Source organism: Streptomyces decoyicus (assembly GCF_019880305.1).
Taxonomy (GTDB): Bacteria; Actinomycetota; Actinomycetes; order Streptomycetales; family Streptomycetaceae; genus Streptomyces; species Streptomyces decoyicus.
Map to the genome: position 1 here is coordinate 1,708,424 of NZ_CP082301.1, position 26,108 is coordinate 1,734,531.

Sequence of the window (26,108 nt, forward strand, 5' to 3'; positions counted from 1 at the left end):
GTGCCGGCGGCGGAGCTGCGTACCGTCCGACCATACCGACCGGTTGGCATGAGGGCAGCCCTCCGGCGGAAATCGGCCCGCGGCTCCCCGTCACACCGCCGGTATCCGCCCGGCACTCACCCCTCCCCCGCGCCCGGCCCGTCCAGATAACGCGCCAGATAGGCCCGGAGCAGTTCCTTGGTCTCCGTGACGATGGCGGGATCGCCGGCCGGATCCGTGCGGAAGGCGAGCTGGAGCAGCGCATCGGCCGTCTCGACGCCGACCAGGAAGGCGGTGCGCAGCCGCTCGTCGTCCGTGTCCAGGCCGAGCGGTCCGGCGAAGAGGGCACGCAACCGGTCGGCGACCTCGTAGTTGGCCTGCCGGGACTCGCGCGGGGCCGGGACGGTGAACTCCACCAGGGCGAAGCCCGGCACCGTCCGCTTCATGGCGAGGTATTCGTCGACCACCACATCCATCGCATGGCGCCACCGCAGGGGCTGGTCGGCCGGTGCGGTGAGCCGGGCGGTGATGCGGTCCGCGTAGGCGTCGAGATTGCGCCGCGCGAGGGCCTCGGCCATGGCCCGCTTGTTGGGGAAGAAGCGGTAGACCGAGCCGATCGGGACGCCGGCCCGCAGGGCCACGGCGCGGGTGGTCAGCTCCTCGTACCCGGTCTCCTCCAGGACCTCGGCACAGGCGTCGAGGATTCTGGCCAGGCGCTGGGCGCTGCGCCGCTGGACGGGCGCGCGGCGAAGGGGGGTCTGCGGGGCGGCGGGGCGGGGGGTCGGCTGCTGCACCCGTCCATCCTGCCCGGCGTCCGGACGGGCGGGGCACCATCGGCGCGATCCGGCCGACGCGGCCGGCCCCCCAAGTTCCCGGCCTCTCCCCAGGAACAGGGAGGTACCGACATCGTTGACTCCCCCCCACGGCAATCCTAAGGTCTTGCATAGGATTCCTTGAGCGGCGGGAGCACGCGATGGCAGGCACGGGCAACGAGCAGGCGAGGAAGACGGCCGAGGGGCTGGCGTACGCCACCGGATTCGGCAACGAGCACAGCTCGGAGGCCGTGCCGGGTGCCCTGCCGGCGGGCCGCAACTCCCCTCAGCGCGCACCGCTCGGCCTGTATGCCGAGCAGCTCAGCGGGTCGGCGTTCACCGAACCGCGCGACCACAACCACCGCTCCTGGCTCTACCGCATCCGCCCGTCGGCCGCGCATCCGCCGTTCGTCCGCGCCGAACAGCGCGCGCTCCGCTCGGCGCCGTTCACCGACTGCGTTCCCGACCCCAACCGGCTGCGCTGGAACCCCCTGCCCGAGCCCGCCGGCCCGGCCGACTTCCTGGACGGGCTCTGGACGCTGGGCGGCAACGGCGACGCCACCCAGCGCACCGGTATCGCCGTCCACCTCTACCACGCCAACACCTCCATGGACCGGCGGGTGTTCGGCAACGCGGACGGCGAGCTGCTGATCGTGCCGGAGCACGGCGGGCTGCTGCTGCGCACCGAACTCGGCCTGCTGCGCGCCGAACCGGGCGAGGTGGCGCTGATCCCGCGCGGCGTCCGCTTCCGCGTCGAGCTGCCGGCCGCTGCATCCGACGGGCGGAGCCCGACAGCTCGCGGCTATGTCTGCGAGAACTACGGACGGCCCTTCCAGCTCCCCGACCTCGGCCCGATCGGCGCCAACGGCCTGGCCAACCCCCGGGACTTCCGCGCCCCGGTCGCCGCCTACGAGGACGTCGAGGGCCCCGTCGAGGTCGTCAACAAGTTCTGCGGCAACCTCTGGACGGCCACCTACGACCACTCGCCGCTGGATGTCGTCGCCTGGCACGGCAACCACGTCCCGTACGTCTATGACCTGCGCCGCTTCAATGTCATCGGCTCGATCAGCTACGACCACCCCGACCCGTCGATCTTCACCGTCCTCACCTCCCCCTCCGACACCCCGGGCCTGGCGGGCGTGGACTTCGTGGTCTTCGCGCCCCGCTGGCTGGTCGGCGAGGACACCTTCCGGCCGCCCTACTTCCACCGCAATGTGATGACCGAGTACATGGGGCTGATCGAGGGCGCCTACGACGCCAAGGCCGAGGGTTTCGTGCCGGGCGGCGGCTCCCTGCACAACATGATGTCGGCGCACGGGCCCGACCGGGAGACCTTCGACCGGGCCGGCGCCGCCGAGCTGCGACCGCAGAAGATCGACGACGGGCTGGCTTTCATGTTCGAGACCCGCTGGCCGCTGACGCTGACCGAACAGGCCCGGGACGCCGGCCATCTCCAGCGCGGTTACGACGACGTATGGCAGGGTCTCCAGCGCCACTTCCGCCCGTGACACCGGGGATCGCCTCGTGACCACCTTCGCTCCCGACTCGCTCGCCCTGAACCGCAAGCTGCCGCTGTGGTACCAGGTCTCGCAGTCGCTGCGCGCCTCCATACTGGGCCGTTCCCCCGAGGCGCCGCTGCGGCTGCCCACCGAGGACGCGCTCGCCGCGCACTACGGCGTGAGCGTGCTGACCATGCGCCAGGCCCTCAAGGAACTGGAGGCGGAGGGCCTGATCAGCCGGCACCGGCGCCGGGGCACCTTCATCGAGCCGAGCGCCCAGCGCGGTGCGCCCGTACGGCTCCTGGGTTCGGTGGACGCGATCGTGGCCCAGCAGTCCGGGATGACCACCGAGCTGCTGGAACACGGCCCCACCACGGTGCCGTCCGAACTCTCCGAGTACTTCCCGGGCCTGGCCGAGGTGACCGGATTCCGCCGGCTGCGCAGCGACGAGGAGACCGGCGAGCCGACCAACCACGCACACAACTACGTACGCCCCGACGTCGCCGCGCTGATCGATCCGGCGGATCTGCTGCGCTCGCCGATGACGAAGGTGCTGCGGGACGCGGTGGGCGTACGGATCAGCCGGATCACCGACACCGTCGAGGCCCGGCTGGCCGACCCGGAGACCGCCCGGCTGCTCCAGGTCCCGCTACTGAGCCCGATCCTGCACTACACGGGCATCACCTACGACGAGGACGGCCGCGCGGTCGATGTCGCGCGGATCCACTACCGCGGCGACCGTTTCTCGTTCACGGTGACGCTTGAGGCGTGACTTCCCACGTTGTCGGCTTTCCCGCCGTGGTGGTTTGTCGCCGTTGCGCCTCCGCTGCGCTGGGCCTCCGGCCCACGTTTTTGGCTGTCCCGCCGTGGTGGTTGTTCGCCGTTGCGCCTGCGGCGGGCGGGTGGGTGTCGGGTGCGGTGACGGGCCTCCGGGGCCGGTGTGTGGGACTGCTTCGCTTTACGTCCCACACACCGGCCCCTCCGGCCCGCCCCCTCCCGTGAGTGGATGAGTGAAACGTGGGTGGGGGCGGGCCAATGGCATGGCCGTGCGGCCCCTTTGGTCGCTCCGTGATGACCGAGGCATTTCGATGTGACCACGAGGTGCACCGGACCACCCACGTTCACCCCCACCAGCCTTTTCCCACCCCCCAACGGGAGGGGACGGGCCGGAGCGGGTGGGTGTCCGGACGTAAAGCGAAGCAGTCCGGACACCCACCCGCGCAGGCCCGTCACCGGCACCCGACAGCCCCGCGCAGCGGCAACGCCCGCCGCAGGCGCAACGGCGAACAACCCCGCGCCGGGGAAGCCAAAAACGTCGGGCGCAAAGCAAAGCGCAGCGGAACGGCGGGAAAGCCAAAAACGTGGGCTCAAATCCGCTCAAGGCTCCGCCCCGTACTGCGCGGCCCCAGCAGCGCCACATCCAGGCACAGCAGCAGCATCAGCCCCGCCGAGCCGGTGAACACCGCGGCCGCACCGAGGTCGTTCAGCACGCTCAGCGCGATGAACGGCAGCAGAACCGAGGTGAGCCGGGACAGCGAGTAGGCGATGCCGATCGCGCTGCTGCGCAGACCGGTCGGGAAGATCTCGGTCTGGTAGACGTGGAAGGCGTTGGAGAAGACATTGCTGCACACCGTCAGCAGGACGCCGAAGGTGACAACGGCCCAGGTGGCGGAGGCGAAACCGAAGGCCAGACCGCAGCCGGCGATACCGAGCGCCGAGGCGATGATCAGCGTCCGGCGCTCGATCCGGTCGATGAGCGGGACGGACAGCGCGGAGCCGATCGGATAGCCGCAGAAGCTCAGCGCCGCGTACAGCAGCGACTCGGTGACGGTGTGGCCCTTCGCGGTGAGCACCACCGGCGCCAGCGACCCGAAACCGTAGTAGCCGACGGTCTGGAGCACCTGGAAGATCCACCACATGACGGTGCGCCGCCGCTGGTCGCCCCGGAACATGTCGGCCAGTGGCACCTTCCGCTCCGGGACGGTCTCCGCCTCCGGTACGGACGGCAGGCTGCCGCCGCTCTCCCGGGCCACCCGCTCCTCCAGCCCGGCCACGATCCGTTCGGCCTCCTCGCCCCGCCCCCGCACCGTCAACCACCGTGGTGATTCCGGCAGTTGGCGGCGCATGAGCTGGATGAACGCGGCACCCAGCGCACCTGCCACCAGCAGCCAGCGCCAGCCCTCGACGCCCAGTAGCCGCTGCTCGGCCACCAGCCGGGCGCCGAGCAGCGCGGCGACCGGAACGCCGAGGAACCCGAAGGTGTACGCATGGGCGATATAGCGCCCGCGCACCGCCCGGGGCAGGAACTCCGCGAGATAGGTGTCCACCAGCACGAGTTCGGCGCCGAGCCCGAGGCCGGACAGAAAGCGCAGCACCAGGAGCCAGGACAGGTCCGGGGCGAAGGCGCACAGCAGCGAGAAGAACGAGTACGCCGCCAGGTTGATCATGAACATCCGGCGCCGTCCGAAGCGGTCGGCGAGCACCGACAGCACATTCGCACCGACGAACATCCCGAGGAACCCGGCGGCGATCACCCAGGACTTCGCGGTGTGCTCGGCGAGGACCGCGGCCAGCACCCCGCCGAGGAAGATCTCGTAGAGGTCGAAGAAGGCGCCGAGGCCGACGATGAGGGTGATCCGGCGGTGCCACCGGGACGGCGGCAGCCGGTCCAGCCGCGCGGCGGCCCGGTGGCCGATGGGGGTCCCCCCGCGCCGTTCAGGCGTGGAGGAGGTGGTGTCCGTCATGGCGGTCCTCCCCTGAGCAGGTCCCGGCGCACAGGGCGGAGCCAGGTCCGCACCGCGTGGTCGGGCGTACGGCCAGGACCGTACTCCTTCAAGATCAGCAAGCGGAAGACCGCCTGCCCGCCCGCCCCGGACGGTGGACAGAACCTGCGGATTCGGTACGGGCGCGGGGCCGGTGGATACCATGCCGGGGTCAACCGAACGGTCCGGGAGGGGCTCCGCGTGACGGCGAAGCAGGACGCGCCACGGCTGTCCGATCTCATGCCGTGGTCCGTGGCGCCGCTGCGGCTCGGCCGTTCCTGGGTACTGGCGCCCGATCCGGCCACGCTGCGCGCCCGCTGGGCGGCGCTGGTGGACGCCGAGGACGCGGCGGCCCGCGAACGGCTGTTCCGGCCGTCCCGCGCCCGGACCCTGCACTCCGCCGTCGGCCAGCTGCCGGGCCAGGCCACCCCCACCGAACGGCTCCACCGGGCGAGCGGGCCGTGCCCCGAGCCGGTGCGGGTGGCGCACGGCCCCTTCGACCAGCAGTGGCTGCTGCCCGACCACCGGCTGATCGACGGTGCGCGCCCGGAGCTGTGGCGGGTGGCGGACGCCCGGCAGCTGTTCGTCGTCGAGTGGGGGCAGGTGCCGCAGGTGCCCGGCCCCGCGGTGGGTTGCTCCGCGCTGCTGCCCGACGGGCGTTCGCCGGCCGGCCGGCCCGGACGGATCCATCCGCTCTACCGGCGGCCCGGCGGGCAGGAGCCGAATCTCGCCCCGGGCCTGCTCGATCTGCTCGCCCGGCGCCTGGACCGCCCGGCAGGCCCGACGGATCTGCTCGCCTGGCTCGCCGTGAGCGCCCAGCACTCCCCCGACGGCTGCACGGTGCCGCTCACCGCCGCCCCGGAACTCTGGGACCGCGGCGTCGCGCTCGGCGAGCGGCTGCTGTGGCTCGGCACCCGGGGCGCCTACGCGCCCGGAACAGCCGGCGGGAGCGGCGGCGGACGGCCCCGGATGCCGGGCGGCCGCCGCCCGTACGTACGCTCCGCGCTCCCGGCCCGCGGACTGCCCCAGGACTTCGGCTACGACCCGGAGGAGGAGGCGCTGCTGCTCGGGGGCGGCCGGATCTCCCCCGTGCCACGGGGCGCCTGGGACTTCCACGCGGGCGGCGTACGCGTCCTGGAGGCGTGGCTGGCCGAGCGCACCGGCGCCGCCGCGGCGGGAGCGGAGACGCCCGAGGCCGGTTCGCTGGCCGCGCTGCGCCCCGCGAACTGGCCGCAGGAGTGGACGTCGGAGCTGCTGGAGCTGATCACCGTACTGGCGCTGCTGGACGAACTCCGTCCGGAGTGCGAGGAGTTGCGGAAGCAGGCGAAGGACGGTCCGCAGCTGACGGCGGGCGCACTGCGCGCGGCCGGCATCCTCCCGGCGCCGGTCCCCGCGCACCGCCCGGCCTCCGTGCTCGATCATCACGAGGAGGGCCCGGAGGGGCAGTTCGCGCTGTTGTGAGCGCCCCGGTCCGAGCCGCTGCCCGTGCCCGCCCGGCGGCGTGCTCTCCACCGCTCAGGGCCGGCGGCGCGGCGGCACGGACAAAAAAAACCCACCCGCCGCGGAGCAACGGGTGGTGGGGAGTGGTGCACCGGCCGGGCGGGGACGAGGCCGGGCGAAGAGCGGGCGCCGCACGGCACCTCCGGAGCGAGGGATCCGCCCCGGCGAGCACACCGACGAGCTGCCGGCGCCCTGGGCCTGACGAGCGATCGGACCGCAGTGCCGCGCCGGGACGGTGTGATCGCCCGAGATGCCGCTTCAGAAGCGGCTCAGCCGTGACCCCCGAACAGCGAGCGCCGCAGCCTGCGCAGAGGCGCGAACAGCGACACCCTGGCGCCGCGGCCGTTCCTCGTACGCGAATGATCACGCTTGGTGAGCTCTCGCATCAGCAGCGTCGCCCCCTCCGACTCACGCTGCGGGATGGCGGGGCCACCCAGCACCGCGAGATGGCGGTCGAGACGCGCACTGGACGCACTGCTCCCGCAGTTGATGGCAGGGACTCGCGCCCTGCTACGCACTGTTATCTGTTCCATGACTCTCCCCACCCTACGAGGGCACCCGGCCCCGGGCAGGGTAACCCTATCTCTCTTGGAGGACACGCGTGCAGACCGGTCAACGGATTCACCTGCCTCGCCTTGACGTTGACGAACACCATACGGAATGTCACGTACACCGCATGGGCCAGGGCGAGTTGAGCGTCATCGGGCTTCGGCGGAAGCTCTGCGGGACGTCTGACGGGCCGCCAGGGCTGCCGGGAAGAGACCGGAATCTCACCGTCTCCCCCCGGCGCCCCGCGGGCGGATGATTACGCAGCGGAGGCGAACACCGGCAGATAGCCGCCGGACTGCCCGGTGGCGGTGGGGTGGTAGGACTCCAGGACGGGGAAGGTCACGCTGTGCAGCCAGGCGCTGCCGGAGCACAGCTCATGGCCGGTAAAGGTGGCATTGACATCGGCGAAGCGGAAGCCGTGGTCGGCCGCCCGCTTGGCGGTGACGCCGTTGATGTCGTCGGCCGCGGCGTTGATCGCGGCGCGGGACTTCTCGGAGAGGCCGGCGATACAGCTGCCGCCGAGCTTGTAGAAGTGGGGGTAGCCGACGACCACCACATGCGCGGCCGGGGCCTTCTGGGAGATGGCGTTGTACACCCCGTCGAGCTGAGCGGGCAGGGTGTTGTCGATGTAGCTCCTGGCCTGGGCCACCCGGGACAGACAGGCGCTCTCGCCCTGGAGCGCGCAGGTCGTCATGGTGTCGGCGAAACCTGCGTCGTTGCCGCCGATGGTGATGCTGACCAGGCCGGTGGAGCTGTTGAGGGGGGCGAGCTGACCGCTCAGAACGTCACCCGTTCGGGCGCCGGAGCAGGCGGTGAACTGGAAGGAGGAGGGGGAGTGCGCGGCCGCCCAGAGGGCCGGGTAGGCCTTGGAGCTGCGCTTGCAGGAGCCGCTGGCGCTGTCGTAGCTGCCGGCTCCGACACCGGAGGAGTAGGAGTCGCCCAGGGCCACATAGCCCGTGGCGGTGGGGAGTTGGGCGGACGCGGCGGCGCTCGCGCCGGTGAGCGCGAGCGCCGTGGTGACGAAGAAGGCGGACGTCAAGGCCGCAAACCGGGACAGTCTCATGGAACCTCCCTTAGCAGGATCTCTGCCACTTTTGTCGTACCAAAACTCGCCGGTAGCCGGAAGTGTCCATGCCAAAACTTGTTGGTAATGCACGGCAAATGTGCCGTTCCGGGGGGATGTTCACCGCGCGTTCTTGCTCCGGCGTGAAGGGCGGCGAGGGCCATCACGGCCGAAGCGGGGCGGCCTGATCGGGCCCCTGCGGTGGGGGCGATCTTGACACCCGCGGGCAGCCGGCGGACACGTCAGCCGTCGGTGGTGCGCCGGCGGCGGGCGAGGCCGGGCACGAGGAAGGCGGTGGCCGCGATGAACGCGGCCACCAGCAGGATCACCAGCGTCGGACGGGTCCCCAGGCCGAGCAGCCCGGCACCCAGGAGGCCACCGGCGAACAACGCGGCGACCGAGAACAGCCGGCGGCCCCCGGCATGGCCGCCGTACCCCAGCCTCTTGTCGCGCCCCAGCGGTGACCCGCTCACCAGGGCGGTCATCGCCCGGGTCTCCACCGTCGTCGTGAGGTCGGGCACGGCGGCCCGTATGGCGGTGACATTGCGCATGCCCATCGCCACCGCCATCAGCCCGATGACGACCCAGCGCCGGCCCGGCGGCAGGCCGCGGGACGGCCCCGACTCCCAGGCGGCCGCCGCGGCGGCGACCAGCAGTGCCGCCTCCGTGGTCAGCGCGACCGGGAACCACTGGTGCTGCCGTGCGGCCAGCGCCGACTCCAACCGGGCCCCCAGCGCCGCGCCCACCGCGAACGCGCCGAGCGACACCGCCGTCGCCAGGACCGGCCGCCCGCCCTGCCCGGCGATCCCGAAGCCGAGGAAGAGCAGATTGCCGGTCTGGTTGGCGGTGAAGACCTGACCGAGCGCCAGAAAGCTGACGGCGTCGAGCACTCCGGTGGCCACGGTCAGGCCTACCATGATCACCGTCAGGGCGGTTCCGCTCGGCGGCTCCACGGACGCGGCTCCTTCCAGCGGTGTCGCCCCGCCTCCCGGCACGTCCTCCCAGTCTCCGGACGGCCGGCCCGCACCGCCGCCATTGCGCCGTCCGAGGGCGGCCCGCCGGGGCCCCGCCCCCGTGCCCGGTTGCGTAGGTTTCCGGTCTTCTTCGTGTCTTGACGGTGCTCCGAGCGTTGCGCGACATTGAGGCCCGGCATCCGGCGCTTATGGGGGGCAAAGCTTCGGAAGACCGTTCAGGAGCCTTCAGGAGCCGGGCGGGGGCGAGGGCAGGGACGGCACCGAACCGGTGCGGGAGCGGCTCAGAGGCGGTTTCCCGAGCACTTCAGCCGCGGTCGATCCACCGCACCGCGTACCCGTCGAGCGTGACCTCCTTCCCGTCCACCGTCACCACGGCGCGGCGGTCCCTGGTGTTGACCAGCAGCGCCGTCCGCTCATCGGCCAGTCCCCGGATCTTCGTCCCGCCGGTGTCGAGGTCATGCGGCCGGCCCCCGGGCGGAAAGGCGCCGGAGAACCGGGCCAGCAGGTCCAGCATCGGCAGCTTCCGTCCGCCGTCGTCGAGTTCGGCGCTGGTCCACAGGCACCCGGGGCAGTCGGCCCCCTCGTTCTCCGGGTTCCAGTAGAACCCGCTGGTGGCGCCGCCGGCCGCCATCTCGATCAGGGCGGTGGCCTGCGCGGCGGTGCGTCGGCGCTCGTTCCAGCCGGCCCGGTCGTCCTTCCCGTCCGCGATCTCGACGTACCACTCCGCCCACCACAGCGGCAGCCCGGACTCCTTGCGCAGCCACCGTCCCACATCGGCGAACTTCCGGGCGGCGGCGAACGGGTCGGGAGCGTAGCGGTCGTCCTTGCTGTAGCTGGAGCCGTCGACGACCAGGAAGTCCGCGCCCGCCTTGTGCCGGTTCCAGTACGCGAAGGCGTCGAGGGTGCGCCGGTCGATGCTCCCCCAGGGGCCCTTGAGGTCGGACGCGTAGGTGTCGTCGCCGGGGACGTAACTGTCCATCACCAGATAGGGCCCGCCCACCTGATTGGCGCTGTTCACCTTCTTCAGCGCGCGATGGACGAGGTTGTAGAGGCGGGTGTATCCCTCGTAATTCCAGCGGCCCTTGGCATCGTCGAAGAATCCCTTGAATTCATTCCGGACGACGAAGTGCCGGACGTCCGGATAGCGCTCGGCGACCTTTCCGGCGAGGGCGGCGAAGTCCGCGTAATGCGCCGGGTCGGGCGCCTTTTCCAGGGTGCTCCAGTCGGTGTGGCCGGCCTCGCCGCCCTTCATCCAGTCCGGTGCGCCGCACAGGGTCAGGACGGGTGTGCCGCCGGTCTGCCGGATCAGTGCGAGCCGGCGGTCCAGGTCGGCGAAGTCATAGCGGCCCGGACTCGGTTCCGGGTTGTCCGCGCCCCAGCCCATCAGATGCTGGTTCTGCGGCATCGGGTGGGCGGCCAGCAGCCGGGCGGCCCGTGCGGTGGACTTGTCGGTGCCGCGGTCCGCGCTGAACTGGGTGTGGGTGAAGCCCCAGCCCACGGCGGGACCCGCGGCCCGCGGCCCGCGGCCGCGCGGGCCGCTTCGCATCCCCGCCCTCGTCGCCCGGAAGGGAGCACAGGGCCAGCACTATCGCCAGCACCGCCACCCCGGCCGCAATCGCAAGGACCCGGCCCTGACGTTCCCCACCATGACGTCGCACATTGGGCAGATTAGCGAGCGAAGGAACCGTTACGCCCGGCTTTCTGGGTAACAGTTCTGTTCTGGTACAGGGAAAACGCCGGGATAATCCGTGTACGCGACGGGCCACTGTGACAGATCATGGCGGCATGTGTGCCGATCACGTCCAACCGTCCGCCGCCGAGGAGTCCCTTCCGCTCCGGCTGACCATGGACGACAGCGATTCGCCCTCCGATGTCGTCGATGCGCTCTTCCTGGGGCGGTTCGCCACGGGAGAGCAGCCGTACGCCCGCAGCCGGTCCCTGGACCGGGTGAAGTCGGGGCTGACGCTGCTGCCGGCGGGGGCACGGATCCTGCGCTCGGCGAAGGACGAGGACCGCAGCGCCACGCTCGCCGAGGGCGACGGTTTCACCGTGCTGGTCTCGCGCTGGAACCGCGGCGCCGATGTGACGGTCACCGCCGTCACCGACGCGCTCGCCGAGAAGGTGCTGGCGCAGGCCGCGGAGGGGGCGCAGGACGAACCGGAGCCGCAGCCGGAGAACGTCCCGATGGGCTTTTGGTACTTCTCCCCGCGCCGCGGGCCGCACCGCACGTCCCGCCAGATCTCGGCCGGCACCTGGGAGGAGATCCGGCCCAACTACACCGCTCCGGTGGCCGATGCGATGGACCGGCTGATGAAGGTGGCGCCCGAGGAGATCGCCGGCCGGCTGCTGTTGCTGCACGGCCCGCCCGGCACGGGCAAGACCTCCGCGCTGCGCACGCTCGCCCGCTCCTGGCGCGACTGGTGCCAGGTGGACTGCGTGCTGGACCCCGAGCGGCTGTTCAACGACGTCGGCTATCTGATGGACATCGCGATCGGCGAGGACGACAGCACCGGCAAGGGCCGCTGGCGGCTGCTGCTCCTGGAGGACTGCGACGAACTGATCCGCGGCGAGGCCAAACACGCCGCGGGCCAGGCGCTGTCACGGCTGCTCAATCTGACGGACGGGCTGCTGGGCCAGGGCCGTAACGTCCTGGTCGGCGTGACCACCAACGAGGATCTGGAGCGGATGCATCCGGCGGTGATCCGCCCCGGCCGCTGTCTGGCCCGTATCGAAGTCGGCCCGCTGAGCCGCGCGGAGGCCGTGCGGTGGCTCGGCACGGAAGCGGGCATCGGACGCGAGGGCGCCTCGCTCGCCGAACTGTACGCGCTGCGCCGCGGCATCCGGCCCACGTCGGTCCCGGCCCAGGACGCGGGAGCCGATGCCGGGCTGTACCTCTGACCGCGCCCGGAGCTCCTGAGGAAGGTGGCCGTACCACTGCCGTACCGCTGCCGCGCCGCCGCACCGCGGTGCGGCGGCGGCTGCCCTGCGGCCCGGAGCGGCGGCATGGCGTATCCCCCCGCGATCCGCGATCGTATGCGGCATGGAGTCCGATGAAACCGAGATGCGCGAAACGGTCCGCGAGCTGGCCGAGGCACTGGAGACGATGCTCAACCTGATCAGAGCCGACGCGCTTCCCACCACTCCCGAGGCGCACGGCCTCATGCGGAAGGCGATGACCTTCCTCGAGGAGTCGTCCCCCCGGATCACCGCCCCGAGCGGGCCCGGCGAGATCCTCCCCCTGGCCGCCGCCCTCAACAGGCTGATCATCTCGGGGCGGGAGCAGATCCTCGACGACGCCATCGCCGCCTCCCCCGTACCCGACCATCCGGACATGTGAACGGTCCGCGCAGGTCAACAGTCCGCTCCGGACCCGGAACGAACGGAGGCCGCCCTGGATCCCCGCAGGTCAGCGCGCCCTCCCCCGCGCCTTCAGCGGCACCGGAGGCAGTTCCGGAGCGGGCAGCGGCCCCCCGTCGTACCCCTTCACCCGGCCGAATCGCGCCCCCGCCATCCAGTCCGCCCGCGCCTCCTCGATCTCCTCCTGTGACCGCCCGACGAAGTTCCACCACATACCACACGATTCACAGCTTCGTGCAGGTCAGAGACGTCTCGGACCATCGGCGGTCAGCAAACCGTCAGCATCGGCACCCGAGGAGTCAGCACCACCATGGCGACCAAGACCCTGGCCCGCGGCATGGGCACGTTCTTCAAGGACTGCGAGCACCCCCAGTCCAAGTGGTCGAAGTGCCCCCACGAGTACAAGATCAGGTACCGCAACGCTGCCGGGAGGCAGACTCAGGAAGCCGGATTCGCCACCCAGGACAAGGCGATCAGCCGGCTCACGGAGATCTACAACGAGAAGAAGGCCACTCCCCAAAGCCAGACCAAGGCCGAGCGCATCAAGAAGTACGGGGCGATGCGCTTCGAGGAGTACACCAACGAATGGAAGGCCGGCCAACGCGACCTGGCCGCGGCCTCCGTCAGGCACCTCGACTCCCTCCTGGAGCACCACCTCTTCCCGGCCCTCGGCAGCCGCCGGATGAACACGTTCGATCACAAGGTCGTGGACAGCTTCATCCAGACGATGGAGCGAAACCGCGCCGGCCTCGCCACACAGTCCAACGCCTACGACAAGCTCAAAGCCATCCTCCTCGACGCCCATCGGCTGGGCCTCTTCAGCGAAAACCCCTTGGAGGGCGTCAAGCCACCCCAGTACGACCCGGAGCGCGCCGTCATTCCCTCACTGGCACAGCTTCGCGGGATACGCACAGCCGGCGACGACGCCTTCCTCCTGATCACTGACCTCATGAGCGGCTGCGGCATGCGCAACGGGGAGGCCGCCGCAGTCAACATCAACAACATCGTGGCCGACGACGTGTACCGGATCACCGAGCAGGTGAACCAGACCACCAAGGAGTACGGCCGGCTCAAGCACCGCAAGGTCGGCGTCTACCGCGACGTCCCCCTTCCGGCGCGGGTAAAGGACACCATCGAGTGGTACGCCAACAAGCACGGCACCGTCGACGGGTACCTGCTCCGGCACCCGAAGGACCCCAGCAAGACGTTCCCGCACTACTACCTCTCGAACCAGTGGAAGAAGATCAAGCATGCCGGGGAGGTGGACATCCCAGAAGGGATGGTCCTCTACGGCTTCCGGCACTTCTTCGCATCGAACTGCCTGACCAACGGCATCCCGATCACCGACGTCGCAGAGTGGATGGGCCACAAGAGCCTCGACATCACGTTCAAGATCTACCGACATCTCATGCCGGGGTCGATCGGTAAGGCCGCCAAGATTCTGGACTTGGGTCTGGCTGCTTGAAACGCGAAGGCCCCCGCTTCCACCTAGGAAAGCGGGGGCTATTTCCCCTGGTCCTCACCTGTCGCCGTCTCCTGCGAATTCAGCACCGCCTGGATTGGCCGCACCAAGCATAAAGAATGGGATGGTCGTACACGTCGGTCGACTCAGGAGGGGTACGACGGCCATCAGCTCGACTAGCCCAACTTCTGCTGCTTGATCCACTGTTGAACTTCCGAAATCTTGTATTGGATCTTCGCGTTGGGGCTACTCCCGAACTTATAGGGAGTCAGCCCCTGGTTGGGCGCATCCCTGTACACCCAGGTCACCGACATATTCAGGAACTTCGCGGTCTCCTTGACGTCCATGAACTTCTCAGGCATAAGCCGCACTCCAGAGGTCGCACAATTACACGACCGAGCGAGATCGCTCGGGCATCCCCAGTCTGTGGAGGGCAATCGATTTGGCTGGGCCGAATTCTTCCGCTATACGGGCAGGCTCTACGGACACGAAACCCGATTGCCAGCCTCCGAGGGAGAACCACGAGTCGACTTGTGGTTCTCCCTCGGAGGCTGGCGCAGAGTTGCGCGATGTGTCCGTTGCCCGAGCGCGGCCACGTTCCCGCCAAGCCACCGGCGCCCCCGCCCTTCAATCCGAGCGGGAGCGGAGGCCGGCACGGGACACTACGGTTTCGCGCAGCGGTGTGCTGCTGGCGTTTCTCCTCAGCGAACTTGGCCATGGCGCCTTTCACAGGTGAGTAGTTCCGTCGCGCAAAACCGCCAGGTCTCGCGGGGCATCTAGTACTCCAGCTGTAGATCGTGATGTGACGGACGAGGGGCGGAAGATGCGGCTAGGGTCTACGCGCTCGGCGGTCCTACGCAGTGCCTTCCTGAGCGTCGGGCCGTGGCTCACCAGAGCCAGGGGCCCGTGCTGTTGGAGGATCACCGGTGATCGGCAAGCTGCAGTGCGTGGTTTTGGACTGTCCGGATGTCCTTGAACTCGCCCGGTTCTACCAATCGCTCCTCGGCGGTGCGCTCAACGAACCCGATCGCAGGTGGGCAGTCAGCGACGACTTTGCGACCCTTCACACGGGCTCTGGCCTGGTATTTGCCTTCCAGCGAGTGAAGGATCACCGGGCGCCGCGGTGGCCGGACAGCACGTACCCGCAGCAGTTCCATCTGGACCTCGATGTCCCCGACCTTGACCGGGCCCAGGAGCAGGTCCTCGGCTTGGGTGCCACGCTGCTCCGTGTCGACACCCGCGGTTGGAGGATCTTCGCAGATCCGGCCGGCCATCCCTTCTGCCTCCTGCGGGGCTGACGAGGAGTGCTGGAGCACCGTTTTCGCCCAGCGATGCCGGCTTCCCGGCGGGGAGACGGGTGCGGCCATCGTTGATCATCGGTGTGTGAAGACTGAAGATCATGCGGTGGCCGTAGGTCACAGCGTAGACCCCGCCCGTTGGCAGGGGGCGTTCGAGGGCCTGATGGGCCGGATAGCGGGCCGGTTCGCGCGGGTCGAACCCCGGCGCCGAGCTGGGCGGTTGGTGCTCGGGTTGCTGTCGGACCTGCCGCGCAAGAACTGCTGGACCATCGCCGAGTGGGCCGGGGAGACCGCCCCGGACGGCATACAGCACCTGCTCGGCCGGGCAAAGCGGGACGCCGACCAGGTACGCGACGACACGCGCGACTACATAGTGGAACACCTGCACGACGAACAAGCGGTGCTGGTGGTCGACGAGACCGGCGACGTGAAGAAGGGCACGCACACGGTCGGCGTCCAGCGTCAGTACACCGGCACCGCGGGCAGCATCGAAAATGCCCAGGTCGCCGTCTATCAGGTCTACGCCGGCCGGCGCGGGCACGCGGCAGTGGACCGGCAACTGTACGTCCCGCGCTCATGGACCTCCGATCCCGACCGCTGCCGGGATGCCGGACTCGACCAGGACACCGCTTTCGCGACCAAGCCGGAACTGGCCACCCGCATGATCACCCGGTTCCTGGACGCCGGCCACCACGCACCGTGGGTCGCCGGCGACGAGGTCTACGGCGGCAACCCGAAACTGCGGGCCGCGCTGGAGGAACGCACCACCGGCTACGTGCTCGCCGTGGCCTGCTCGGCCGAAGTCATCACCAAAGCCGGGAAGTTCCGCGCGGACGCCCTGGTCAGGAAGCTTCCGAAGCGGGCCTGGCAGAAGCTGTCTGCCGGAGCTGGGGCGAAAGGGCACCGCATCTACGACTGGGCCGCCATCGACCTGCCCGCCCCCGCCCCCGGCAGCCGACAGTTGCTGGTCCGCCGCAACCGCACCACCGGCGAACTCGCCTACTACCGCTGCTACTCACCCCGGCCCGTGCCCCTGACGACCCTGGTGCGGGTCGCTGGATCAAGGTGGCGGGTGGAAGAGACAATTCCAGTCCGGCAAGGGCCTGGCCGGACTGGATGAGCACCAGGTCCGCCGCTACGCGTCCTGGTCCCGATGGGTCACCCTGGCCATGCTCGCGCATGCCTTCCTCGCCGTCGTCCGTGCTGACGAACACGCCCGCTACCTCGCACCAGACGCCCTCATACCGCTCACCTGCAACGAAATCCAGCGCCTGTTCATCACCCTCGTCATCCGACCCGTCCACGACACGGCCCACCGGCTCGGCTGGTCCCACTGGCGACGCCGCCACCAAGCCCGCGCCCAAGCCAGCCACTACCAACGACAAGCCGCTCAAGCATGACGATCACGAACTACGGCTGGAGTACTAGGCCAAAGAGATTCCGCAGATCAGCCGCGCTTGTCAGTCCAGTGCAGTACACCTATATGCATGGGGAGCGATGCGTACAAGATGAACGAGGACGAAACCTGCAGGGCTTTCGTCCTACCCGCCCTTGCGTCTTCGAAGTGGGGAGAGAAGCAGATCCGTTCGCAGTACCGGATCAACAATGGCGGGCTGGTACCAACTCGTCGGCGTCACAAGCGGGGTGCGGCGCTCGTCGCTGACTATGTCCTGGAGTACCTACCGGACGTCCCCCTTGCCGTCGTCGAGGTCAAGCGGTACCGGCGCAATGTCAATGACGGAGTAGAGCAAGCCCGGAGGTACGCACGCAAGCTCGGGCTCTCGTTCGCGTACGCCACCAACGGGTCAGAGATCGTCGAGATCAGCTTCGGCGGGGAGAAGCCCACCATCAAGAACCTGGAGCGCTTCCCCACACCTGACGAGCTGTGGGCCCGCTTTCTGGGTGAACAAGGGGTCCTCGGCACCAAGGCAGGTGGGGAGCTGCTCTCCGCACCTTACGACTACACGCTGCGGAATACGGACAACACGCCCAAGCGCCCACGCTACTACCAGCGAGTCGCTGTCACGAGGGCCCTTGCGGCGCTCGCCCGCAACGAACGTCGCATCCTGCTTGTCCTGGCCACGGGGACAGGTAAGACATTACTCGCCCTCCAACTGGTAGCCCGGCTGTCCAACGCCCCTGGCGCCTTCGGAGGACGCAAACCGCGTGTCCTCTACCTGGCGGACCGCAACATGCTGGTCGACGACCCCAAGGACCGGTATTTCCTGCCAGTCTTTGGAGAGGACGACGTCCACAAGATTGGTGGCGGCGAGGCCAAGCGCGGCCGGAAAGTGTACTTCGCCCTCTACCAATCGCTGGAACAGGGTGAGGCCGAGGCGGAGTTGTTCCGCCAGTACGAGCCCGACTACTTCGATGTCGTCATCGTCGACGAGTGCCACCGCGGCAGCGCGAGCAGCAATTCCCGGTGGCGCAAGGTACTGGAGCACTACTCTCCTGCCTTCCAAATCGGTCTCACCGCGACGCCGGTGAAGGACGACAAGAAGAAGACCGACACATACGAGTACTTCGGCAACCCCGTCTACACGTACTCGCTCAGGGACGGCATCCAGGACGGCTTCCTCTCGCCCTACCGGGTGCGCAGGCTACGACTGAACGTGGATATGGAGGGATACCGCCCCAAGCCTGGCGAGAAGGACATCTACGGACGTGTGATTCCCGACGATGTCTATGGCCCGAAAGACTACGAGCGGGTCATGGTGATCCTGGAACGCACGGAGGTGGCAGCCCAGTACGTGCTCGACCACCTCCGAGCTACCGCTGAAGACGGGCTTCAGGGCAAGACCCTGGTCTTCTGCGAGAACAATCACCACGCCGGCCGGATGCGCGACGCCCTGTTCAACGCGGCCTCAGAGGAGGTAGCCAGACTCCCCGACTACGTCGTGCGGATCACCAACGCCGACGGGGATCCCGGCATGGCTGCATTGGAGGAGTTCCGCAAGGAGGACTCCAACCAACCAGTCGTCGCCGTAACGTCGAAGCTACTCTCCACAGGCGTAGACCTGCCCGCTGTACGCAACATTGTGATCTTCCGGCGCATGGCGTCCATGCCCGAGTTCAAGCAGGTCATTGGTCGCGGCACCCGTCTTTGCCCGGAGATCGGCAAGGAATCGTTCGACATCATCGACTTCGTGGAGGCGACCCGGCTCTTTGATGATGTGGCTTTCGACGGGCCGGCGCTGCGAGTGGTTGAGGACACCGCCGACGAGCAGGGGACCATCGTGGACTCCGAGGATGTTACGCCGCCGGCCGAGGAGCCGGAGGAGCCTGACGCCGAGGCGGTGGCAGAGCCTGAATCTCCCTACAACCAGGAAGAAGGCGGCAGTCTCAACGTCCTACACGGCACGGCGGACACCGTCACCGACCCCGACGAGGTGGACCGCATCCGCGCGCGAGGACGCCGTTACACCGTTAAGGACGTAGACGTCTACAAGTGGGGTGAGCGGCGGTATCAACTGGCCGACGACGGACGCTCGATGCGACTCGTCAGCATCGAGCAATGGGTTCACGACAGGGTGCTGGAACTCAGCCTCGAACCGGGGGAGCTGCGCACACAGTGGGCGCGGGCCAAGAGCCGCGGGCTATTGATGGAAGCCCTCAAGGAAAGCGACATCAACGCGGAGATGCTGCCAGCCGAGATGGGCAACCCCGACGTTGACCCCGTCGACCTGCTCCTCAACGCAGCGTGGGGGCTACCCTTGGTCAGCCGCGATGAGCGGCTAGTCCGATTTCGCAAGGAGCACCGGAGCTTTCTTGGATCGTTCACGGAACAGGCGCGCGAAGTGCTGGAGGGCATGCTGCTCAAGTTCGCGGAGTCAGGATCGCCGCAGTTGAAGGCTGAGACGCTGAAGGTGCCTCCGTTTAGCAACATGGGCCGGGTGGTGGAACTAACGCAGCGGTTCGGCGGAGGGAAAGCAGCGCACGAGGCGCTCGACGAGCTGGCGTCACGCCTGCTGAGCGTCTCATAGTGACAAGAAAACTTCAGTTTTATGCGAATATGCGCACCGAAACTAAAGTGGTCTTTGTTTTCTACGCCTTTGCTAGGGTAGTGGCGTGCTGAGAGACCGTACGGATACCCGCGCCAAACTCTGGCGAACTGCCAGCGTGCAGCGCGGGTACTTCACCGCTGCGCAAGCCAAGGACGCTGGGTACTCGTATCAGGCTCAGCGCTACCACACGCAGCACGGCAACTGGCTCCTGGTCGACCGAGCCATCTACCGTTTCCGGGAGTTCGTCGACCTCCCAGCGGAGGGTGACGAGCAGCTTGTGCGCTGGTCACTTTGGAGTAAGGGACGGGCTGTCGTCTCCCATGCCACAGCGCTCACGATGCATGACCTAGGTACAGCTAGCCCATCCCGGATCCACATGACCGTCCCCCGGAACTTCCGGCAGCAGACTGACGCGCTGATCCTGCACCGCGCGGAACTCACAGCGGGAGACGTCGAAGAACGCGTGGGATACCGAGTGACGACCCCGCTGCGGGCCCTGGTGGAATGTGCTGCGGTCGGGGAAGACCAGAACGCGCTTGATATCGCCATGGCCAAGGCGCTGAGCCAGGGGCTCGTGACACAGCCCAAGCTCTTGTACGCCGCCCAGCAGGTCGGCCCGCGCGCCGAGCTAGGCGTGGAGCGGGCTCTGGCTGCGGCCTCGTGACCGGCCACTACCCTGACGCCGTCACACTGCGCCGAGCGCTAGAGGCTCGACTTCAAACAGGCGCTGCCGTCGCCTCGGTGCGCGGCTTCTGGGTTGCGGTAACTCACGATGACTGCAACTGCAAGAACACTCCTAACAAGAAAGACCGGTTGAGCTGATATGGCAGCGACCAAGAAGAAGCCGGCGGCCCCCGGTACCTCGCGAACCCGCCTCGCCTCCCTGATCAAGAGCGCGCGTGACACGATGCGCAAGGACGCCGGGATGAATGGCGACCTGGACCGGCTGCCGCAGCTGTCCTGGCTACTGTTCCTGAAGGCGTTCGACGAACGCGTCGAGCAGGAGGGCGAAGCTCTCGACCCTGATGGCTACCGTCGGGCCATCGCAGCTCCCTACCGTTGGGAGGACTGGGCTACCGACCCCGACCTGAGCGGTGACGAATTGAAGACATTCGTCAACGAGAAGCTCATTCCGCACTTGGCCGGCCTGGTCGGTGACCACGCAGACGATCCACGCAACGTCATCTCGACCATCTTCAGGGACGTCACCAACCGCATGCAGTCCGGGACCCTGTTGCGGGACCTGGTGAACATCGTCAACGATATCCATTTCGTGTCGACCGACGACATCCACACCATGGCGTTCGTCTACGAGTCGATCCTCAAGGAGATGCGGGACGCGGCTGGCGACTCCGGCGAGTTCTACACCCCACGCCCAGTCAACCGGTTCATGGTCCAGCAATCCTTCCTCAAACTGGGTGAGTCGGTCCTCGACCCAGCCAGCGGAACAGGCGGATTCCTGGTTCAGGCGTACGAGGACTTGAAGGACCAGGTCCGTACGGACAGCGAACGCAAGCGGCTGCATGCGAATATCAGAGGCATCGAGAAGAAGCCCCTGCCCTATCTACTCGGCAGCATGAACCTGCTATTGCATGGAATCGATGCTCCCCAGGTTCACAGGGCAAATGCACTGCTCGAAATGCGCAACTCGACGGCGGCAGACCGGGTGGACGTGGTACTCACTAACCCGCCATTCGGCGGCGAAGAAGAGTCATCGGTGGTCAAGGCATTTCCCGCGGGATACCAAACGCAGGAGACGGCCTGGCTCTTTCTGTATTCGATCCTGGACCAGCTCAAGCGAGGTGGACGCTGCGCGATCGTCCTTCCCAACGGCAGCCTGTTCGCGACCGGCGAGAACTCCATCGGCGCGAAGATCAAGAAGAAGCTGATGCAGGACTGCAACTTGCACACCGTCGTCCGCCTTCCGCAGGGCGTCTTCTCTCCCTACACGCAAATCCCTTCAAACATCCTCTTCTTCGAGAAGACCGGGCCGACGAAGGAGGTCTGGTTTTACGAGGTGCCGCTCCCTGACGGCCGCCGCAGCTACACCAAGACGAAGCCCATGCAGCTGGAAGAGTTCGCTGGGTGTGTCGATTGGTGGGGCGGTGAGAAGCGCGAGGGCCGTGAGCCAAGCGAGTATGCGTGGAAGGTCCAGGCCGAGGAGGTCACCGCCTCCGGATTCAACCTGGACATCGCCAACCCCCACATCGGCGACGACTTGGCTCACCGGACACCGGAAGAGCTGGTGGACGAGCTGATCAAGACGGAGATGCAGATTCTCGGGCTGCTTAAAGACCTGGGCGCGGGACTGGAGGAAAAGCGATGAAGCTGCAGAAGGTGCGGCTTGGCGAAGTACTCCAACTGGAACGGATCGCAGTTGATGTGGATCCCGATGCGGAGTACTCCCAGATCGGCATTAGATCATTCGGGAATGGCATCTTCCACAGAGACCCGTGCTTGGGTAGCGAGCTGAGCAAGCTCAAGTACTTCGAGGTACACCCGGGCCGCCTCATCGTCAGCAATATCATGGCCTGGGAAGGGGCAATCGCCATCTCAGGCACTAGTGAGCAGGGGTTCGTAGGGTCTTCTCGATTCCTCAGTTATCAGGCGGTAGGTGATGTGGACCTGCGATATCTGAACTATTATTTTCAAAGCGCTGACGGTCGGGCACTAATCAAGTCGGTGTCAACGGGTACCGTAACCCGAAACCAAACCGTTTCACCGAGGAACCTCGAGAACGCAAAGGTTCCACTGCCTGATTTTGCGGAACAGCGCCGCGTTGCCGATAAACTCGACGCGTTCATGGGAAAAGTCAATTACACAGCTGGCGTCATGCCTTCACAAGAACATGCACGGCAACTAGCCATCTCCGGCCTGGACAGAGTCCTGGCTCGGTGGGCAGAGGGCACCACCAGGGTCGACCAGGTGTGCTCCCTGGTCAACGACACCGTCCACCCAGGGCAGGACCATGGGCACGCCAAGGAGTTCGTCGGGCTGGAGCACATTAGCCCTCACTTCGGCCGACGGATTGGCTCGCGTCCTCTCGGCGACGAGAAAGGACGGAAGTTCCGGTTTGCGCCCGGTGACGTACTCTACGGGTACCTGCGGCCGTACTTGAACAAAGTGTGGCACGCAGACCAGCATGGGCTCTGCAGCGTGGAACAGTACGTTCTACGCCCCAACGGCCAGATGCCTGCGGAGCTTATCGCAGCGTGTCTGCGGAGTAAGTCCACTTTGAACAAGGTGATCGACGCGACCCACAATTTGCAGCTCCCTCGGCTCCGGTCCGGCCTCCTCCTGGCCATGGATATTCCCTTTATTCCGGCCGAGCATCATGAGCGCGCTATCGCCGATGTTCAGGGCCTCGAAGAGAACGCCCGACGGCTTGACGAACTTCAGCAGCATCGTGCTGAATTGCTGACCTCTCTGCGCCCTGCTTTTCTTAATGCCGCCTTCTCCGGGCAGCTGTAGCCCTCGGCGTCAGTCGGGGGATAGCCGGCGCCACCCGCTGTCCGTGACCACTACGTAATCTAAGAACCGGAGGCCGACCGTCTCTGCGCCCGCCACGAGGCGGGCAGTGGCGAGGCGGTCGGCCGAGCTCGGATCGGCGCGGCCCGTGGGGTGGTTGTGGGCCACACCGAAGGATGTTCCCCGTACCGCGAGGACCAGAGCCAGAACGTCCGGATCAGGCTTCGGTCACACACGCCCTCGGTGAGGACGGCCGTACGCAGGACAGCGCCCGCCCCGTCACAGGCGACCACGACCACCCGCTCATGGCGAAGCCCTCGAAAAAAGCGGTGCGGCGACCACTGCCAGATCACCGGATCCTCGTTCCCGTTGCCGAACCTGTGATCCCAGCTAGGCAACCCGCCACCCCAGCTGAAACGCGGCTGAGATCCTCGCGGCCTTCGCGGGGCCGACTCCGGCGAGGCCCACAGCCACCTCATGTGCGGGCATGCGCGACAACTCGTATAGCCCGCCATGATGGGCAATCAGACGCCGGGCCAGCTCCACCACGTCTTGGCCGGCTACTCCCGCCCCCAAGAGCAGTGCGAGCAGCTCGCGATCAGACAGTGCCTCCGCTCCACAAGTGAGGAGGCGCTCCCGGGGTCGGTCTCCTTCGGGGACATCGCGCATGGGCATCCGGTCGACGCCTCTCAGTCAACGGAGTCCCGGTCCACCGGGCCATCATCCGGGGCCGAGTCCATGACAAGCTCCTCCAACGTCACACCTTCGGCCTGGCCGATGCCGCTCCCCTCGGCGGCCGAACCGATCAGGCCCTTCAGCCGCCGATGCAGTGCTTCTGACCGGGCCCGAAGAAACGCGTCGTAATCATCGCGCAAGGCAGCCTGGTAGGCATCCTCCTCCACCAGGCAGGACCGCAGGCGGGCGCGCAGTGCGTCCTCGCCGTTCAGCTCCGCCAGGTCCTTCAGATATCGAGATGGAGCCCGGTCGGAGATCCAGTTGTTGCTCAGTGCGGTGAGCATGATCAGGTTCCCGCAGGCATTCGCCCGCGCCGCGCTCACGCCCTGATTCCGCAGCCAGGCCCGAGGGAAGAAATGGTGGAACTGCTTGTCGTTCTGCCACGACAGTGCCTTTCCGACGTCGATGCGTCGCCCGGTGTTGAGGTCAATGGGGTCCTCGTACGAGAGCAGAAGCACGAGGAGCTTGCTCGGGGCGGACTGCCGGGAAAACGGGGACCGCTGCCACAGGACGCTACGGGGCAGCGCTGCGCCCGTCTCGATCTCCTGCGTCCGGCCTTCCGCAAAGGCCGTAACTGCCTGGAGGTCGGGGCCCATCTGGGACTCGCGCCAGCCCTTGAAGTACTCGCCGCTGGCCGTCAGCCAAAACCATCGTGCCACTGCGTCGTACTGGGCCGTCGTCGGCTTCGGCAGCTGACGGAACACCTCGACCAGGACAGCGAACTGGTTGTAGTACGGCAGCGCCTCCGCCTTGGGCGTGCGGATCTGGGTGTATAGAAAGTCAACCGCCCGCTCAGCAGCCTTGCCCGCCTCGGAGACGGCCTCACGCAGGCACTGAGCGTCAAGCTGACGCAACCGGTGGATGTCCTTGGTTGAGAATCCGAGTCCGGAGGCGGCAGAAATTGTTCGCAACATGGTCTTTGCATCGACCCGCCCATACTTCTTGGCGTCCAGAACCTGGAGAAGCTGCTCGATCTCTTCCTTCAGGTCGAAGTCCCGCGCCCAAGTCCCTGCACGCACCAGGTCCACGATGTCCATCGTCGTCCCCGTGCTGTTAATGCGCTCGAAGATGCGGGCCGAATCCTCCTCCGACACATCCAGCAGAGTCACTACGGGGACCTGGTAGTGGTTGAACTGGTTGCTCAACGCCTCTGCCCTGCTCTGCAACCGCAGATCTGGAGAGTGCTTCCTGACCCAAGCGAGCATCGCTCCGACGGAGTTGACGTGTCGGATCGGCATGATGTGCGGGCCTGCAGGAGTGGCCTCCGAGAGGTGCAGGAACTCCTCCTTCTCCAAGTCATATGCGATGTCCCACAGCGGCCCGGAGCCATGCAGCGCACCAACCAGGCTGGCGAGACGCTGCTGCCCGTCGAGTACGTAGTGCACGGGAGCGCCCTCGTGCTGTGGCACAGTGTTCAAGCCGGCGATTTCGTGCCCGCTGGCAAGGTTCGCTGTGGTGCGCCACATCAGCAGACTTCCGACGGGATAGTTACGGCGCACCGAGTCGAGCAGGTACAGCACCTGTTCCGGAGTCCAAACAAACCCACGCTGGAACTTCGGCAGCACGACGTCTCCTGACAGAACCCGCTGTGCCAGCGAGGCGATCGGTGCGATCGTCGGCTCTGGAGCCCGGACTCGTGCCTCTACAACCTGCGAACTTCCCATGCCAGCCCCCTGATCGCCCCGCTCCGACAGCTTCAGAAACGATCGTAGTAGCCGCCACTGACAATTCAGTGAGACCTTGTACCACCGCTGCGTTGGTCCTTCCCTCAATGCATGGTTTTGGTGACGCAGCGGTGGCCTTGCGGGCACTGGAGCTTCGACTTCGCTGCGCCAGCTCCTCCCCCTTCCCGGTCCGCCGCCACACCCACTGGCCAGAACGGTCTCATCGCGGTACGCCAACCCGAGGCACTCGCTGCGCACAACACCACGGCGGGCGGAGCGCTCCGGACAGCCGACGATAGAGATCGAACGTAGCTGTCCTCGCGGTGATAGGTGCGCTTCACTTGGGCACACAGCAAGCCATGGACAGGTCGATGGTTGACTGGGCGATGTGCGTGGGCGAAGCAGATCTCAGTGTTGTGCTTCCTAGGCAGTGGACGCCTTCCGTAGGGGTCGCACGTCGCCGGAGATCTTCGCCGCTGTGAAGCGGGTGTATGCGGCGTTGACGGTTCAGCCGAGGTAGGGGTATGTACCGGCGAGGTAGTCGCCGATCTGCTGGCGCATGCTGGGGTGGATGTCGTATTGGTCCAGTTCGGCCGGCTGCACGCGCACCCCTCGCTGTGCCGCGGTCTCCCCGATGTCCTGGGCGCTTCCAGGCAGGGCCCACTGGCCCGTATCACGACGGCGCTGAAGCAAAATCGCGCCGTCGTCGACGACGAGCAGACTGCTGGCGGGGATGAGGGTGTTCGCCTCCGGGCGGTGGGATCGTTGTAGTACTCAGTCCTACCCGTGTGCGGCGATGCCCTCCTTGTCGGGGGTCCAGGGCCGTGCGCCCGGCCCAGAATGCTTCGAAACTTTGAGCGTAGTCGTCGAACCACCCTGGGTGTCAGCCTTCTTGAGGCGAAGGAGTGGATTGGCGCTTGCCGGCTGACCCCGGACGTGCGGGTTGACCAGCAGGTGGCACACCAGATCCAGGCAGCCA

Annotated in this window: 21 protein-coding genes and 4 pseudogenes; 12 read left to right on the top strand and 13 right to left on the bottom strand. The window is 67.4% G+C overall.

Going from position 1 to position 26,108, the window contains the following annotated elements; translation table 11 throughout:
- Nucleotides 1-116: 116 nt before the first annotated feature.
- Nucleotides 117-773 (bottom strand): TetR/AcrR family transcriptional regulator, encoded by a 657-nt coding sequence (locus tag K7C20_RS07530; protein WP_030086870.1) that lies wholly within the window; start codon nt 771-773, stop codon nt 117-119.
- A gap of 179 nt (nt 774-952) precedes the next feature.
- Here K7C20_RS07530 and hmgA point away from each other — a divergent pair, with 179 nt between their 5' ends.
- The gene (gene hmgA / locus K7C20_RS07535) at nt 953-2,299 is read left to right on the top strand and encodes a homogentisate 1,2-dioxygenase (RefSeq protein WP_030086872.1); all 1,347 of its coding nucleotides are present in this window, start codon (nt 953-955) and stop codon (nt 2,297-2,299) included.
- A gap of 16 nt (nt 2,300-2,315) precedes the next feature.
- Complete coding sequence (locus tag K7C20_RS07540) at nt 2,316-3,062, top strand: GntR family transcriptional regulator (RefSeq protein WP_030086873.1); 747 nt, start codon at nt 2,316-2,318, stop codon at nt 3,060-3,062.
- A gap of 595 nt (nt 3,063-3,657) precedes the next feature.
- Here K7C20_RS07540 and K7C20_RS07545 read toward each other — a convergent pair.
- On the bottom strand, nt 3,658-5,034 hold the full coding sequence (locus tag K7C20_RS07545) for an MFS transporter (RefSeq protein WP_053208355.1): 1,377 nt from the start codon (nt 5,032-5,034) through the stop codon (nt 3,658-3,660).
- 219 nt (nt 5,035-5,253) lie between these two features.
- Between K7C20_RS07545 and K7C20_RS07550 the strand changes: the two genes are divergently transcribed.
- Nucleotides 5,254-6,513, top strand: coding sequence for a type ISP restriction/modification enzyme (locus tag K7C20_RS07550; RefSeq protein WP_053208356.1), 1,260 nt, complete (start codon nt 5,254-5,256; stop codon nt 6,511-6,513).
- A gap of 308 nt (nt 6,514-6,821) precedes the next feature.
- Here the strand turns inward: K7C20_RS07550 and K7C20_RS07555 are convergent, their stop codons facing one another.
- The 4 genes from K7C20_RS07555 to K7C20_RS07570 all read right to left on the bottom strand — a co-directional run bounded on the left by K7C20_RS07555 (nt 6,822) and on the right by K7C20_RS07570 (nt 10,684).
- Entirely contained in the window at nt 6,822-7,085 is a 264-nt protein-coding gene (locus tag K7C20_RS07555) for a hypothetical protein (RefSeq protein WP_078952773.1), read from the bottom strand.
- A 272-nt stretch (nt 7,086-7,357) separates the two neighbouring features.
- On the bottom strand, nt 7,358-8,164 hold the full coding sequence (locus tag K7C20_RS07560; protein ID WP_030074383.1) for an SGNH/GDSL hydrolase family protein: 807 nt from the start codon (nt 8,162-8,164) through the stop codon (nt 7,358-7,360).
- A gap of 242 nt (nt 8,165-8,406) precedes the next feature.
- Nucleotides 8,407-9,117, bottom strand: coding sequence for a YoaK family protein (locus tag K7C20_RS07565; RefSeq protein WP_030074385.1), 711 nt, complete (start codon nt 9,115-9,117; stop codon nt 8,407-8,409).
- Nucleotides 9,118-9,442: 325 nt separating this feature from the next.
- Entirely contained in the window at nt 9,443-10,684 is a 1,242-nt protein-coding gene (locus K7C20_RS07570; RefSeq protein ID WP_342452546.1) for a glycoside hydrolase family protein, read from the bottom strand.
- A gap of 239 nt (nt 10,685-10,923) precedes the next feature.
- On the opposite strand from K7C20_RS07570, the gene K7C20_RS07575 reads away from it, so the two are divergent.
- Both K7C20_RS07575 and K7C20_RS07580 read left to right on the top strand, forming a co-directional pair.
- Nucleotides 10,924-12,036 (top strand): DUF5925 domain-containing protein, encoded by a 1,113-nt coding sequence (locus tag K7C20_RS07575; protein WP_030074390.1) that lies wholly within the window; start codon nt 10,924-10,926, stop codon nt 12,034-12,036.
- A 142-nt stretch (nt 12,037-12,178) separates the two neighbouring features.
- On the top strand, nt 12,179-12,475 hold the full coding sequence (locus K7C20_RS07580; RefSeq protein ID WP_053208357.1) for a hypothetical protein: 297 nt from the start codon (nt 12,179-12,181) through the stop codon (nt 12,473-12,475).
- A 69-nt stretch (nt 12,476-12,544) separates the two neighbouring features.
- Here K7C20_RS07580 and K7C20_RS07585 read toward each other — a convergent pair.
- Nucleotides 12,545-12,709 (bottom strand): annotated as a pseudogene (locus tag K7C20_RS07585) (pirin-like C-terminal cupin domain-containing protein); the annotation flags it as partial.
- A 123-nt stretch (nt 12,710-12,832) separates the two neighbouring features.
- On the opposite strand from K7C20_RS07585, the gene K7C20_RS07590 reads away from it, so the two are divergent.
- Nucleotides 12,833-13,960: a tyrosine-type recombinase/integrase gene (locus tag K7C20_RS07590; protein ID WP_030078821.1), complete on the top strand. Its 1,128-nt coding sequence runs from the start codon at nt 12,833-12,835 to the stop codon at nt 13,958-13,960.
- A gap of 173 nt (nt 13,961-14,133) precedes the next feature.
- On the opposite strand, the gene K7C20_RS07595 is transcribed toward K7C20_RS07590, so the two are convergent.
- On the bottom strand, nt 14,134-14,319 hold the full coding sequence (locus tag K7C20_RS07595) for a helix-turn-helix domain-containing protein (protein WP_052414281.1): 186 nt from the start codon (nt 14,317-14,319) through the stop codon (nt 14,134-14,136).
- A gap of 564 nt (nt 14,320-14,883) precedes the next feature.
- On the opposite strand from K7C20_RS07595, the gene K7C20_RS07600 reads away from it, so the two are divergent.
- From K7C20_RS07600 to K7C20_RS07625, 6 genes and pseudogenes are all read left to right on the top strand, one after another.
- Nucleotides 14,884-15,255 (top strand): VOC family protein, encoded by a 372-nt coding sequence (locus K7C20_RS07600; RefSeq protein ID WP_030078820.1) that lies wholly within the window; start codon nt 14,884-14,886, stop codon nt 15,253-15,255.
- 163 nt (nt 15,256-15,418) lie between these two features.
- Nucleotides 15,419-16,655, top strand: a pseudogene (locus K7C20_RS07605) (IS701 family transposase).
- Between the two features lie 87 nt (nt 16,656-16,742).
- Nucleotides 16,743-19,241, top strand: a complete 2,499-nt coding sequence (hsdR, locus tag K7C20_RS07610) for an EcoAI/FtnUII family type I restriction enzme subunit R (protein ID WP_078952776.1) — start codon at nt 16,743-16,745, stop codon at nt 19,239-19,241.
- A gap of 85 nt (nt 19,242-19,326) precedes the next feature.
- Nucleotides 19,327-19,926 (top strand): type IV toxin-antitoxin system AbiEi family antitoxin domain-containing protein, encoded by a 600-nt coding sequence (locus K7C20_RS07615; protein WP_030078818.1) that lies wholly within the window; start codon nt 19,327-19,329, stop codon nt 19,924-19,926.
- Nucleotides 19,927-20,085: 159 nt separating this feature from the next.
- Complete coding sequence (locus tag K7C20_RS07620; RefSeq protein WP_030078817.1) at nt 20,086-21,588, top strand: class I SAM-dependent DNA methyltransferase; 1,503 nt, start codon at nt 20,086-20,088, stop codon at nt 21,586-21,588.
- Nucleotides 21,585-22,733, top strand: coding sequence for a restriction endonuclease subunit S (locus tag K7C20_RS07625; protein ID WP_150127144.1), 1,149 nt, complete (start codon nt 21,585-21,587; stop codon nt 22,731-22,733). The genes K7C20_RS07620 and K7C20_RS07625 overlap by 4 nt, the downstream gene beginning before the upstream one ends.
- A gap of 9 nt (nt 22,734-22,742) precedes the next feature.
- Here K7C20_RS07625 and K7C20_RS39420 read toward each other — a convergent pair whose 3' ends face one another.
- The 5 genes and pseudogenes from K7C20_RS39420 to K7C20_RS38100 all read right to left on the bottom strand — a co-directional run.
- Nucleotides 22,743-22,937, bottom strand: coding sequence for a JAB domain-containing protein (locus K7C20_RS39420; RefSeq protein WP_209443836.1), 195 nt, complete (start codon nt 22,935-22,937; stop codon nt 22,743-22,745).
- A 183-nt stretch (nt 22,938-23,120) separates the two neighbouring features.
- A complete protein-coding gene (locus K7C20_RS39425) occupies nt 23,121-23,405 on the bottom strand; it encodes a UPF0758 domain-containing protein (RefSeq protein ID WP_052414280.1) in 285 nt (94 codons plus the stop codon).
- Nucleotides 23,406-23,419: 14 nt separating this feature from the next.
- Complete coding sequence (locus K7C20_RS07635) at nt 23,420-25,129, bottom strand: GmrSD restriction endonuclease domain-containing protein (protein WP_078952777.1); 1,710 nt, start codon at nt 25,127-25,129, stop codon at nt 23,420-23,422.
- A 507-nt stretch (nt 25,130-25,636) separates the two neighbouring features.
- Nucleotides 25,637-25,914, bottom strand: a pseudogene (locus tag K7C20_RS07640) (NUDIX hydrolase); the annotation flags it as partial.
- Nucleotides 25,910-26,086, bottom strand: a pseudogene (locus K7C20_RS38100) (XRE family transcriptional regulator); the annotation flags it as partial. The pseudogenes K7C20_RS07640 and K7C20_RS38100, both read right to left, overlap by 5 nt.
- Between the last annotated feature and the right edge of the window lie 22 nt (nt 26,087-26,108).

Excerpts from the sequence above, each read along its gene's own strand:
- hmgA (WP_030086872.1), top strand. The coding sequence starts at position 953 with ATGGCAGGCACGGGCAACGAGCAGGCGAGGAAGACGGCCGAGGGGCTG.
- K7C20_RS07545 (WP_053208355.1), bottom strand. The coding sequence starts at position 5,034 with ATGACGGACACCACCTCCTCCACGCCTGAACGGCGCGGGGGGACCCCC.
- K7C20_RS07555 (WP_078952773.1), bottom strand. The coding sequence starts at position 7,085 with ATGGAACAGATAACAGTGCGTAGCAGGGCGCGAGTCCCTGCCATCAAC.
- K7C20_RS07560 (WP_030074383.1), bottom strand. The coding sequence starts at position 8,164 with ATGAGACTGTCCCGGTTTGCGGCCTTGACGTCCGCCTTCTTCGTCACC.
- K7C20_RS07570 (WP_342452546.1), bottom strand. The coding sequence starts at position 10,684 with ATGCGAAGCGGCCCGCGCGGCCGCGGGCCGCGGGCCGCGGGTCCCGCC.
- K7C20_RS07575 (WP_030074390.1), top strand. The coding sequence starts at position 10,924 with ATGTGTGCCGATCACGTCCAACCGTCCGCCGCCGAGGAGTCCCTTCCG.
- K7C20_RS07580 (WP_053208357.1), top strand. The coding sequence starts at position 12,179 with ATGGAGTCCGATGAAACCGAGATGCGCGAAACGGTCCGCGAGCTGGCC.
- K7C20_RS07590 (WP_030078821.1), top strand. The coding sequence starts at position 12,833 with ATGGGCACGTTCTTCAAGGACTGCGAGCACCCCCAGTCCAAGTGGTCG.
- K7C20_RS07595 (WP_052414281.1), bottom strand. The coding sequence starts at position 14,319 with ATGCCTGAGAAGTTCATGGACGTCAAGGAGACCGCGAAGTTCCTGAAT.
- hsdR (WP_078952776.1), top strand. The coding sequence starts at position 16,743 with ATGGGGAGCGATGCGTACAAGATGAACGAGGACGAAACCTGCAGGGCT.
- K7C20_RS07620 (WP_030078817.1), top strand. The coding sequence starts at position 20,086 with ATGGCAGCGACCAAGAAGAAGCCGGCGGCCCCCGGTACCTCGCGAACC.
- K7C20_RS07625 (WP_150127144.1), top strand. The coding sequence starts at position 21,585 with ATGAAGCTGCAGAAGGTGCGGCTTGGCGAAGTACTCCAACTGGAACGG.
- K7C20_RS39425 (WP_052414280.1), bottom strand. The coding sequence starts at position 23,405 with ATGCCCATGCGCGATGTCCCCGAAGGAGACCGACCCCGGGAGCGCCTC.
- K7C20_RS07635 (WP_078952777.1), bottom strand. The coding sequence starts at position 25,129 with ATGGGAAGTTCGCAGGTTGTAGAGGCACGAGTCCGGGCTCCAGAGCCG.